Source organism: Streptomyces sp. ST2-7A, from assembly GCF_021390475.1.
Taxonomy (GTDB): Bacteria; Actinomycetota; Actinomycetes; order Streptomycetales; family Streptomycetaceae; genus Streptomyces.
On the sequence record NZ_JAJUWS010000026.1, the window covers coordinates 1 to 12,070 of the forward strand.

At 68.0% G+C, this 12,070-nt stretch carries 8 protein-coding genes and 2 CRISPR repeat arrays (1 of these 10 cut by a window edge); all 8 genes read right to left on the reverse strand.

Annotated features, from left to right (window positions below; translation table 11 throughout):
- Window positions 1-183: 183 nt before the first annotated feature.
- Window positions 184-1,797: a CRISPR direct-repeat array (repeat unit 29 nt; unit sequence GTGCTCTCCGCGCGAGCGGAGGTGACCCG).
- A gap of 164 nt (window positions 1,798-1,961) precedes the next feature.
- The 8 genes from cas2e to cas3 all read right to left on the reverse strand — a co-directional run bounded on the left by cas2e (window position 1,962) and on the right by cas3 (window position 11,485).
- Window positions 1,962-2,318 (reverse strand): type I-E CRISPR-associated endoribonuclease Cas2e, encoded by a 357-nt coding sequence (gene cas2e, locus LZF96_RS16370; RefSeq protein WP_233872495.1) that lies wholly within the window; start codon window positions 2,316-2,318, stop codon window positions 1,962-1,964.
- Between the two features lie 17 nt (window positions 2,319-2,335).
- Window positions 2,336-3,253 carry a type I-E CRISPR-associated endonuclease Cas1e gene (gene cas1e / locus LZF96_RS16375; protein ID WP_233872727.1) on the reverse strand — a complete coding sequence of 306 codons (918 nt, stop codon included), beginning with the start codon at window positions 3,251-3,253 and terminating at the stop codon, window positions 2,336-2,338.
- Between the two features lie 59 nt (window positions 3,254-3,312).
- On the reverse strand, window positions 3,313-3,984 hold the full coding sequence (gene cas6e / locus LZF96_RS16380; RefSeq protein ID WP_233872498.1) for a type I-E CRISPR-associated protein Cas6/Cse3/CasE: 672 nt from the start codon (window positions 3,982-3,984) through the stop codon (window positions 3,313-3,315).
- Window positions 3,981-4,814: a type I-E CRISPR-associated protein Cas5/CasD gene (gene cas5e / locus LZF96_RS16385; protein WP_233872501.1), complete on the reverse strand. Its 834-nt coding sequence runs from the start codon at window positions 4,812-4,814 to the stop codon at window positions 3,981-3,983. Before cas5e ends, cas6e begins: the two co-directional genes overlap by 4 nt.
- Entirely contained in the window at window positions 4,811-5,977 is a 1,167-nt protein-coding gene (cas7e, locus tag LZF96_RS16390) for a type I-E CRISPR-associated protein Cas7/Cse4/CasC (protein WP_233872504.1), read from the reverse strand. The genes cas5e and cas7e overlap by 4 nt, the downstream gene beginning before the upstream one ends.
- A 52-nt stretch (window positions 5,978-6,029) precedes the next feature.
- Window positions 6,030-6,770, reverse strand: a complete 741-nt coding sequence (gene casB / locus LZF96_RS16395; protein WP_233872508.1) for a type I-E CRISPR-associated protein Cse2/CasB — start codon at window positions 6,768-6,770, stop codon at window positions 6,030-6,032.
- Between the two features lie 49 nt (window positions 6,771-6,819).
- On the reverse strand, window positions 6,820-8,376 hold the full coding sequence (gene casA, locus LZF96_RS16400) for a type I-E CRISPR-associated protein Cse1/CasA (protein WP_233872511.1): 1,557 nt from the start codon (window positions 8,374-8,376) through the stop codon (window positions 6,820-6,822).
- A 259-nt stretch (window positions 8,377-8,635) separates the two neighbouring features.
- A complete protein-coding gene (gene cas3, locus LZF96_RS16405) occupies window positions 8,636-11,485 on the reverse strand; it encodes a CRISPR-associated helicase Cas3' (protein WP_233872514.1) in 2,850 nt (949 codons plus the stop codon).
- Between the two features lie 178 nt (window positions 11,486-11,663).
- Window positions 11,664-12,070: direct repeats of the CRISPR family, unit length 29 nt; unit sequence GTGCTCTCCGCGCGAGCGGAGGTGACCCG (it continues 597 nt past the right edge of the window).

The window sequence follows — 12,070 nt, forward strand, 5'->3', positions numbered from 1 at the left end:
TTCAATCACGACGCCTTCAACCCGGTGGAACCACAGGTCCTGGAGAGACAGATCACCCACAGCCGTTCATGATCGCGGTTGTGGTGACCCTCTGTGGCCCTGGCACGGAAAGTGATCCAGAGCCACGGTTCAAAGAACGACGACAGACCCGATCTCGCGGATCGAGGTCGACTGCTCGCTGTCGTGCTCTCCGCGCGAGCGGAGGTGACCCGCGAACCCGTCTCGTTGGCGTAGTTGTTGAAGCGTGCTCTCCGCGCGAGCGGAGGTGACCCGATGCGGGCGCAGCAGGAACTCCCCGAAGAGGAGTGCTCTCCGCGCGAGCGGAGGTGACCCGTCACGGTCGGCAGGCCCACGACTCACCGTGCCGTGCTCTCCGCGCGAGCGGAGGTGACCCGCCCCGTGAGGAGCACCGATGGCCGATCCGCCGGTGCTCTCCGCGCGAGCGGAGGTGACCCGTTCTGGTCGACGATCGCAAGTAAGGTCATCCCGTGCTCTCCGCGCGAGCGGAGGTGACCCGTCTGGGTGTCGGAGACTCGGACGCGCGGGATGGTGCTCTCCGCGCGAGCGGAGGTGACCCGTCGCTCAGGAGGATGGGTTGGGCCCTGAGCGTGTGCTCTCCGCGCGAGCGGAGGTGACCCGGTGATCCCGTCGGCTACGGGAATCGACGCCCGGTGCTCTCCGCGCGAGCGGAGGTGACCCGCGGACAAGGTAGTTCTCGATGGGGTCCTCGTAGTGCTCTCCGCGCGAGCGGAGGTGACCCGGACCTGGCGCACCGGGCCGGGAAGTGGCTGGGGTGCTCTCCGCGCGAGCGGAGGTGACCCGATCCGCGCGCAGTCCGGTCACGCCGAGAACTCGTGCTCTCCGCGCGAGCGGAGGTGACCCGCCGCCGAGAACCGGCTGCGCGACCTGGACGCCGTGCTCTCCGCGCGAGCGGAGGTGACCCGCTGCGCGAGGCCCTGGGTCTGGCCCGAGAGGGGTGCTCTCCGCGCGAGCGGAGGTGACCCGCGTTCGAAGAGGAGGTCGTGGGCGATGGGGTCGTGCTCTCCGCGCGAGCGGAGGTGACCCGCAACTTCGGCAGCTTCATCGCCCGGCGGATGCGTGCTCTCCGCGCGAGCGGAGGTGACCCGAACAAACACCAAGAACGCTCGGTGCTACCGGCGTGCTCTCCGCGCGAGCGGAGGTGACCCGCGCTCCTCGTCCGACCGGCCGTCGTTCTGCTTGTGCTCTCCGCGCGAGCGGAGGTGACCCGCGAACGGCCGCCGGGGTGTCCAGCAACCGCGGGTGCTCTCCGCGCGAGCGGAGGTGACCCGGGGACGGTGACGGCAGCCCTCGAAGCCCTGTCGTGCTCTCCGCGCGAGCGGAGGTGACCCGGAGACGCTCCGGCACTCCACCATCGTGCTGACGTGCTCTCCGCGCGAGCGGAGGTGACCCGTCCCCGGAGGTGCGTGCGGGCGCGGCGGGTTGGTGCTCTCCGCGCGAGCGGAGGTGACCCGTCGGCAGGGACCGCCGTGGGGTCCAGCGGCGGGTGCTCTCCGCGCGAGCGGAGGTGACCCGTACTGGCGTCAGCGGTGGTTGCCCAGGACGCAGTGCTCTCCGCGCGAGCGGAGGTGACCCGCAGTGCATCCGTTTCCCGAGCCCGGCCTGTCGGTGCTCTCCGCGCGAGCGGAGGTGACCCGCCGGGGCGCTCCGGGTAGGGGCCGTCCGAGTCGTGTTCTCCGCGTGAGCGGAGGTGACCTGTTTACGTCCCCAGCGTGAAGGGACGCTCGGCAGTGTTCTCCGCCAAGTGGAGATGGCCTGTGTCCGGTGGCGGCGGGGCGGTCGGAGGTCGAGTGCTCTTCGTGAGAAGAGGAAGACCCCGAGGCTGCTCTGCTGAGGCGGCCCCGGGGTGCCTTCCTCGCCGGTGAAACCGACTCGTCGGCGGGGTCGGGCGGGTATGCTCCGCGTTTTGGTTTGCCGTGGTGCTACTCCTGATACGCGGGGTATTCGGATGTGGGAATGGGGCGTGACCCCGTGCTGGGTTCGGCCTCTTTATTCGCTCGTTGGAAGGCGATGAGGGTGAGGCCGTCGAAGTCGATGGGGTCGCGGCGTTGCGTTCCTGCGGTGCGGAGCTCGAAGCCCTGTTCGTTGTTGGCAGGGTGGGCGAGGACGGCTGTGCCGGTTCCGATGGTGGCCGTGACGGCGTTCCACAGTTCGTCACGGACGCGAGCTGAGACGGTGCCGACGTAGAGCTCGGGGGTGACTTCGAGGAGCCAGCGGGTGAGGGCGCCGCGCAGGTGGTCGGGGACGGCGGTGGCGGCCAGAACTGTCATGGAGGGCATGTCGGGAGCCTCGGGTGTCAGCTGTCGGTGGCGTGGTTGATGCCGCCGGGGATGGCGCCGGCGACGGGGTCCCACAAGTCGACGAGTTCTTCATCCGGGTCGGGGGTGTCGTATTCCCCGCTGGGGTCGAGGATGCGCTGGATGTCGCTGACGATGCGGGGCAGGAGTTTGAACAGGCGCAGGCCGTCGCGGAAGGAGCGGCGTGCTTCGGCTTCGGGGTTAGTGGAAGCGTGCAGTGAAAAGGCGAGGGGGATGATGAGCCGGGCTTTGTACAGATCGGCGATGTCGTAGACGAAGGCCTGTTGGTTGCCGTTGTGGATGAAGCCGAGGGCGGGGGAGCAGCCCAGGGCGTGGATCGCCGAGTGGACGATGCCGTACAGGCAGGTATTGGCGGCCGAGAGGGCGAGGTTGACGGGGTCCTGCTCGTCCCAGGACTGGGGGTCGTAGTTACGGCGGAAGCGGCCGATGCGGTGCTGCTTGGCCAGGAGTTGGTAGTGGGCGCGGACGCGTTGCCCCTCGAAGCCGCGTAGTTGCTGGAGGGTGCTTCCCGAGGGGAGGGTGCCGCTGCCGAAGCGCATCTCGTACATGGTGACGGCGGCTTGCAGACGGCGGGTGTCGTCGGCCCAGATGCGGGTTTGTCGTTCCAGCCAGGTGGTGGTGAGGGAGTCGGGGAGGGTGGCGGCGTAGCAGCGGACGCCGCCGGATCCGGTGACCAGGACGGTGGTTCCATGGCGGGCGAGGGTGGTCAGGGCGCGGCTGGTGATGGAGGTGCCGGGGCCCAGGAGTACGCAGCTGAGGGCGGCGGTGGGCAGGTAGACGGTTTCGGTGCCGCGGGCCTCGGTGGTGATCTCCGCACAGACGCCGGTGTCGTCCTGGTGGATGCGGACGATGTCGAGATAGAGGAAGGACAGGGAGTCGGCGATGCGCGGGAGCATCGCGACGGTGGGGGCGGCCAGCCGCCGCCTGGCCCGGGTGGCGGACACCGGGGTGGCGTTCACGCGGGCCTCCTGGCGGGGGCGATGCTCAGCAGACCGCAGCCATAGGGCTTTCCGCGTCCGATGCCCTCGATGATTTTGGTGCGCAGGAGGTCCGGGTCGGTGACGGTGGCGGTGCCTTCGAAACGGGTGCGGTTGTGGCGGATGCGCGGGGCGCGTCGGTCGTCACCGGGGCGCGGGCTGTTGACGGGGTCGATGGGTTCGTGGTGGGCGGTGTGGGCGGTGATGCCGGTCTTCTCGGCCTGGCGCATCCACCATTCGGCGGCGGCGGTTCCCTTGAGTGGCACGACGGCCGGGAGGTTGTAGGCGGCGCGGGTGGTGGCGCCGGGCTTGCGGACGGCACTGGCGACGCACCGGTAGTGGATGTGCCGGCCGGGCTTCAGCGCGTCCAGCAGTGGGTCCAGGGAACTGGTGACGAGGGTGCCGTAGCCGTGGGGCAGGCGGCCGGGGTCGGGGCGGTGATTACTCTGGATGATCAGGTGCACGCCGGTGGGGGTTTCCTCGGCGCGGTAGAGGACGCCGAAACGGGCGCGGGGGTCGGGGCCTGCGTCGTCGGGGTACAGGGACATGACGCGTCGGTGGAGGTGCACCGGGCTGTCGGGGCCGGTGGCATCGCGCCGGGCCTGTTCGCATTGGGGGTTGAGGGTGAGGCGGGCCAGCCAGTGGGTCACGGGGTACTCCTCTCGGTGTGGGTGGAGGCGAGGTAGTGGGTGAGGTGGTTGAGGTAATGGGTGCCGTGCCCGGCGAATTGGCGGGCGGGCAGGGGAATGGAGCAGCGGTAGAGAGGGCGGGCGCGGAAGGTCCGCCGGGATGAGCTGCGGTCGTCGTTGATCTGACTGGTGGGGCGGCTGGAGTCCCGGGTGGGGGTGGGCAGACGGTCCAGGGGACGGTCGCCCACGAACTCGACGGCGGCGTTCTCGCCGTGCGGGCGTCGGGCGCGCAGGGGGAGGTGGAGCAGCTCGTGGAGGGCGTCGCTGCTGGTGGTGATCAGCAGGGGGCCTTCCGGGGGACAGGAACGGCGCCCGAGATAGGGCGGCCAGTGCGGTGAGCGCAGGGCCCGGGCGCAGAGGTCGAGGGTGTTCCGGTCCCGGCCGTCGGGACTGGTGAGGGCAACGGTGAACGCGGCGTCGGCCAGGTACCAGCGGTGGGAGAGCAAGGTGGCGGTGTCACCGGAGCGTTTCTTGCCCTCCGCTGTGGTGACGGTTTCCTTGGCGGGCAGGCCGCCGCCGACGGTGTGCAGGTCACGCATCAGCACACCGGGGCGGTCGGCCCGAACGGTCAGGGACAACCGTTGGAGGTCCTCGATCGGTTCGCCCCGGCGGCGGCCGAGTGCTGCGGCCAGTAGTCCGAGCACTCCGGAGCGGGTGGGGAAGCTGCTGGTGTCCCGTTCGTTGAAGTGGCTGCGCTCGCCCCAGGACTGCAGTGGCCCGTTGAGGGACAGCAACAATCCCGGTTCGGGCGTTGGGCCCTCGGTGCGAAGGGGGTGGGCGGTGTGGCTCACTCGGCGTCCTTGGTGGTCAGGGCGGCGTCGAGGGCGGTGGTGATCAGCTTGTCAAGAGACGGCAGGCGGTCGCCGAGGCCGTCGATGTCGCGGGGGAGGGGGGAGGCCCAGCCGGAGGCCAGGACGCGGCCGGGGCCCAGGAAGGCGTTGACGTTGCCCGCGTACTCGGTGAGCTTGTCGACGGATTGGGCCTCGAATCCTCCGTGGGCGGCGGCGGAGACCGGCTCCTCGAACGCGGCGGCGTAGGACAGGGGCCGGTCGGCACGCACGGAGAGGTGGACCAGGGAGGGCGCGGTGTGGACGGCGGTGGAGTTCTTCTTGGCCCGTGGGATGGACTCGATGAACGAGCTGAGGAAGGCGGTGACCAGTTTGCGGGAGTCGGCGGTCGCGGGGCCGACGTTGGCGGCCAGGTCGCGCAGGTCGATGGTGGCGTAGCGGTAGAAGGTGCCCGCGCTGTACTCGGCGTTGCCCATGTGGCCACTTCCGGTGGAGTCCGCCCAGGTGGCGGTGACGTCGTCGACGGCGGAGAAGTAGTCGAGTTCGATGTCGGTGGCGTGAGTGGTCAGGGCGTGGGCGACCTGGACGGCGCCGTCGACACCCGCGTCGTCGACCTCGGCGAGCATCCGACCGAAGAGGTTGATCACTCCGTTGCGGGAACGCAGGATCGCGTCGATGTCCTGTTGGGGCAGCACGCTCTTGTCCGACGGCTTCTTGATGTCGACGGCCTTCTCCAACTGGGCGCGGTGCTTTTCCGCCAGGTCGGCCAGTTCGCTCACCGCGGTCTCGGGGACGTAGACCAACGCGTTGGTCAGGACCTTGTTGGTGATCGGCTTCTTGTCCTCGGTCTTGGCGAGTTCGAACTTGATGCTGCTGCCGGCTGCGACGTGGGCGCCGGCGCGCTCGGCCAGGTCGCTCGGCCATTCGCGGGATCCCAGCTCGCGGGTGACACGCTCGGCGATGCGCCGGGTGCGCAGGGCGTGCTCACCGATGCGGTCCTGGAATTCCTCGCGGGTGGCACGCTTCCAGCACTGGCTGCTGACGCGGGTGCGCAGCACGTTGCCCCATTGGACGGTCTTGACGGAGTTGGTGTCGTCGCGGTTCAGGTTGGCGAAGGGGACCGACTGCAGGATGTGGATGTCGAGGAATCGCGCGGTGGTGGTCATGATTTCCCTTTTTCTCTGATCTGAAATCGTTGGTTTGGTCGAGGTGCAGCGGTTACGGGGTCTCGACTTCGGCCCGGTCCTCGCGCTCGGCCTCGGCGAGGGCGTTGTCGTTGAGGAGCTGGTAGAAGTCCTGGCGCCAGCGTCGGCAGATGTCATCGCGGCTGCGGGGCCAGACTGCGAGTTCCTCGAACAGTCGGGGCCAATGGGGACGAACACCGTGGTTTCGTAGGTGTCGAACGGCCCGGGGCAGCGTCTTGTGCACGCCGGTGGGGGTCTGTCTGGCGAGGAGTTTGAGGCGGTCGCGGGCGGTGCTCTCCCGCATGTTGTGGGAGATCACGGCACGGGCGTAGGCGGCTCCCAGGCTCTCGCCCCGACCGGGATTACGAACCGGTGCTCCCGGTTGCCGGTCACCGGCCAAGGAATCGGAGGAGTCGGCAGGGGCGCTCTCCGTCCCCTCGGAACCGGGCCCGAGGCCGGTGGATCCGTCCTGCGTCGGAGTCTGCTGCTCGTCCACCTCGTCGTCCGGATCGGAGAACTCGTGACGCGGACGATCGGCGATCATCATGGCGAGGGTGTAGTAGACGGCCTGCTCCTGCGGCGGGCAATTGTTCGGCAGCCATGGTGCGATGCACCGGTCGAGCCGGTCGGCGGTCTCGGCACTCTGACCCCGGGCGTCCTTGCGCAGGGCGTTGCGGGTGCCCGGGTCCCGGCATTCCTGCTCGATCCAGGCGGGGAACTGCCACCGCCTGCGGCGTGCCTCATCCCCGCTCTTGGGGGGATAAATGACCTTCATGGTCACCCGGCTCCATTCGTCTCGTCGGGAGCGATGAGGGAAAACATCACTACGCCTTTTTGGTCTTCTTCCGGCGTCCGCCGTAGATTTCGGCCCGCGCGGCTACCACTGCCCGCGCTCCCCGCTCGGTGCGGAAAGCGGTGGCGGTCACGTCCTCGTAGACCCGGAAAGCCAGGGCCAGGAACTCTTTGCGCGCCGCCACGGTGTCCAGTTCGGAGCCCTCGGCGTCGAGGTCGCGGCCCAGGGCGCGGAAGTGCTTCCAGAAGATCTCCTCCGCTCGGGGCCAGTACCGCCCCTCGGCCTCGGTCTCCCAGGTCTGGGAGGAGTTCTTGGGGTCGTCGACATAGCCGAGCCACGCCTGCCGGACCGCGCGGCTCAGACGACGCCCGTACATATCACCCAGATCACGGAGCTTGGCCACGGGCGCTGCGGTGTGTGCGGCCTCCCGTTCCACGTAGCCGAGGATGGGCGGGGTCGAGGCGTCCACGAACTGGATGTCCTTGGCCTGGTTCTCCTGCTCGAACCCCAGTGCACGGATCCGCAGATCCTCCGAGACATCGAGGGCCGTATCGAAGATCACCGGCCGCTGTGCCCGAGTGGTACCCACCTCTCCGTGCAGCAGGAGGGCATCGAGGTCCCGCCACAGCGCGCGCCGGGAGTCGGCCGGACGCGGGTAACGGTTCCCCGCTTGGCTGATCTGCCAGATCAGGAACGGGTCGTCACGCGGGATTTTCCCCGTGCGGTAGGCCCAGGTGATGTAGGCATCGGCCACCAGCCCCGGATCGTTGTCGTCGGGGACCAGGAGCAGGGCGTGCTGGGAGCAGCCGGTCAAGCGGGCGCAGCGGCCGGCCGGTGGTTCGGGAGCCCGTGTGGGATCGGGTAGCTCCTCCCGTTCCCACGGGCACGGATCCTCCGCACGACGCAACCCGGCGGGCGGCTTCGGCAACCCGGCCAGGAGCGTTTCGAACAGACTCGTACCCTCGGGGTGGTAGGACAGCGCGGTGCGCAGCGGTCCCGCCGTGGCACTGGCGGACTTCTCGCCGTCGACCTCACGCGAGGAACAGCGACCTGACGGTCCGTAGTAGTGCCAGATGAGCATGTTCAGTACCGCCTCGGACACCGTCGGCAGCTCGGGAGAGTGGGGCGAGCCGTGACGGAACCAGGCATGGTTGTTGCCCGACGGACGGGTGACGATCAACTTGTCGACACCAGCGGTGTTCGCCGGATCACACTGTTCCGCCAGCCGGGGATCCTGCATCCAGGGCCTGCCCCCCTCGGGGTCGAAGACGAAGAACCGGTGCTCGAAACGCCCCAGGTACTCCTCGATTCCCTCGGCGGGGAGCCTCCCGGTCTCCACGATGTCGTCCCGGCGCTCCTCCCAGTCGTCGTCACCGGCCTCATCCAGCCCGGTGACCCGGGCGGTGAGGGCGTACGAGACCCTCAGCGTCGCTGCCTGGGCCGGGGGTTCCGCGATCGCGAACCCCGCGATCTCGTGGCTGCGCGAGAGCAGTTCGTGGAAACCGACCCGATCCGGTCCCGTGCAGCCGGGCAGCCAGTTGACCGGGAAGGTCTCCTCGTGGAGCACGTTGTGCGAGGGGGCTGGCATGAAGCTCCTATCGGTACGCCACAATTGGATGGCTGGGGCCCCGCAGGAGCGGGGGTGAACCGGGTCTGGCGAGCGAGTCTCGGAGGCAGGTCACCGGCTTGCCCGCGCAAGCGGGTAGTCCGCCCCGGTGAGCCGGAAACCGGAGAGGAAAGCGGCTCGCCGGGGCAGTGAGCCAGGATCCTGACAGGGGCGAATGTTCTCCGCAAACCATCTGCCAAGGGTCTAGCTTGTGAGTTACGGTAGTAGTTTGGGTGTGACGTCAGCGTTCCAGCCCGTAGTCATGGGAGTAGGTGAGTGGTGACTCGCCGCCTCGGGTCTGCCACCCCTTCCCCTCGTCATGGAAACGCAGGAGAGTCAGGTCTCGTAGAAGAGAGCGCTTCTTCCAGGCATCGGGCAGCTTTTCGGCGTCGGTGTCACCACGCAGCCAACTGCCCGGGACGGGCACGACATGCTGCATGATCGTTTCGAGCGTGTTCCTGCTCGGCGAGCGCCAGTCGGAGGGCAGGTTTGGGGAGCCCTGGGGTCGCAGGGCCGGCTGTCCGTCGGGCTGCTCGAACAGACAGAGCACGCGTCCGGTGTCCGCCCCCAGTCTGGTGGTCAGCAACTCCTCGCTGACTCCGGCCTCGGCGCGGCTGATCGGACGTAGATCGCACTTGATTTCGAAGGGGGCCGGAATCGTCGTCATCCGTGCGAGGTGGGTCTCGGCGGAGTCTCGCGCCAGACGCTCCTCGTCCATGCGGTCCAGCTCGCGACTCGTCGCTTCACCCAACCCAGTGGTGAAGTCCCTGGCATAGACGGCGTCGATCAGGTGCTGCACATCTTCGGGGACCGCGATGCCTTCGTCGCGGTTCTGCAGAAGCCGGGCTGTGCGATGCAGCAACCCGGGGTCGTAGACCGCCCCCATCGAGAAGCGTGGCACCGACGGCTCGCCCTTGGCGTCCATGGGCATCAACACAACGAGCCGGGGCCGGTCCTCGGGAAGAGCCCACTGCGGACGCCCACCGGCACCCCGGTCATGCCTTCGGCATCGGCCCGCCCGTTGCAGGAGCTGCGCCATCGGAGCCAGATCCGTGACCACCAGGTCGAAATCCAGATCAAGTGACTGCTCGACGATCTGCGTCGCCACGAGAATCGAAGTCGGCCTCACTTCTTTTGGCGCGTCCCGATCCGGTTTGCCATAGGAATTCTCGCACTCCGCAGTGATCTCTCCTCGACGGTGAGCGGGGAAGCGTGAGTGCAACAACCGCAGGCCGCCTTTTCTCGCAGCAAGGGCGGGGAAGGCAGCACGCAGGTCGCGATAGGTTTGCTGAGCCTCCGCCACTGTGGTGCAACAAACCAAGGCGGTGCCCCCATCGGTCACCACCGCATCCAGGGCCTCGCGCAGTGCCGCCCGCCTGCCTCCCTCCCCCGGCTCGGATTCCGGCGCGGAATCGATATCCCAGTGCACCGTTTGAAGCGACACATCGAGCTTTCGTGAACGCGAGCTGGGCAACTGCGGAGATGCGATGACCTCGCCTCCCGACCCGGCGAAAAGCCAGCCGGGATAGCGGACGGTGGCGTCCTCGCCGACAGGGGCGCCGCGCCCGCGCTGATATGCGCTCACCAGTGAACCCGCCACTTCACCCGTGAGAGTGGCCGAAAGGAGCACGACAGGAACCCGCATCGCGCCGAGCCACTCCAGCAGCCGTGTCAGCAACGTATGCATCCAGGGCCCGTAGGCGTGCGCTTCGTCCACGATCAGGACCTTCTCGGAAAGTCCGGTCAAACGCAGCATGTTGCGTGTGGTGGGAAGCACCGAGGCAAGGACCTGGTCGATTGTCCCCACCCCCAACTGTGCCAGCAGACCTCGTCCTCGGCCCCGCAGCCACTCCCCGGCCTCCACCGCCCATGCCGGATCCGTGCTCAGGTCGCTTCCCGCTTCCTGTCCGGCGCCTGTGGTCTGGGCGTAGGCCGGGCTCAGCCACGCCATCGAATGCAACAACGTCAACGCCCGGTCACCTCCCAGGGCTGAGGTGGCGAATCCACCCACCCGGGGGAACATGGCATCGGCCGTGGCCATCGTCGGAAGGGCGAAGAAAAGCCCCCGCGCCCCACTGGCCGCTCCCAGAATGCGGGCGGCCCACAATGCCGCCTCCGTCTTCCCGTCCCCGGTGGGAGCGGTTACCAGCACCAGGCCGGCTCCTTGCTCCTCGACGAGGTGGGGAAGTCGCTCGGCGATATCGCGTTGCAACGCGTTTGGGGCGAAGGGAAACGCTTCGCTGAAATTCCGACATGGGGAGAAGTCCACTCGCCCCAAACGTGCTTCGGTGACCACATCAGGAGCCCTGGTCAGTGCGGTCTCCCAGTGCGCCAGCAGTTCGGAACGGTTTCCCTTCCATTCCGTCGGGGGGATCCGGGGGATGATCCACTCGGTTTGGCTCGCCAGCCAGTCCGCTGTGATAACAAGCCCTGTCAACACCACGACGACGTCAGCCGGTAGCAAACCCTTCGGAAGGGCGCCCGCTTCCAGGATGGCTCGGACCTCATCGAAGTGGAGACGCCGTTGAATTTCCCATCCCGGTCCACCCACTCCTTTCTGGTAAGCCTCCGGATTCTCCACGTGCTTGTTGAGCAACGCCAATCCGAAGCGACCGTGGTGACCACCCAGCAGCTGAGCAACTTGATGAGGGACCGACCGCCTCACTTGGGCTTTCTTGGGGTAACCACTTTCCTGTAGCAGCTTCGCCAGAGCCCAGTGGCTGGCCATCTCGTGCCGAAAATCCCGACATGATTCCGCACCCGCTCTCGAACGGTAGAATTCGTCCTGCTTCAACGACTTCCAGAGCTCCGGGACCTGCACCTGAAAAGGTGGAGAGATCTTCCCCAAGTCGTGCATGGCCGCCCAGAAGGCGAGTACGCGGTGTGCTTCGTCCTGTGTCATCCCGAGCATGGATGAGATGCGCTGACGTTGCCCTTCACCCACGATCCGGTCCCAGAGGCACAGGAACACCGCTGCGGTGTCCAAGAGGTGACACACCACCGGGTACGGCCGGGGAAGTCCGGACTCCTTGCCCCACAGTCGCGCGTCGATGCGCTCATCCAGCCCACGAGGGACCCACACGTCGGTCATGGCCACAGGGATAGCAGGGACCACTGACACTCGGTTTGGACCTGGGATGGGAGCGACACCAGGCTCGTAGAATCCTCCCGTGAGGCTGGAACCCATCTCTGACTCGGCAGGGTGGCAAGCCTGTCCCGCGAGGAGTAAAGGAATGGCAAACCGCCTCTAACGCTGCAGGTCAGGAAGTGTGCTCTCCGCGCGAGCGGAGGTGACCCGATGGACGGCGCGATGGGCGGATGCCTCTCGTGGTGCTCTCCGCGCGAGCGGAGGTGACCCTGCGCCGGTCGTCTGATCGAGATAGCCGAGGTGTGCTCTCCGCGCGAGCGGAGGTGACCCGGGCGACGCAGTCCCGATGCTGCGGCCCTTTTTGTGCTCTCCGCGCGAGCGGAGGTGACCCGGCGGCGAGGTCCTCGTCGCTCGCCGACGCCATGTGCTCTCCGCGCGAGCGGAGGTGACCCGCGCCCCGCCGAGTGGCACGAGCTGCGGCGCCGTGCTCTCCGCGCGAGCGGAGGTGACCCAGTCGGGGTCGTCCAGCCGGGTCTCCCAGTCCTCGTGCTCTCCGCGCGAGCGGAGGTGACCCGAAGCCCATGACGC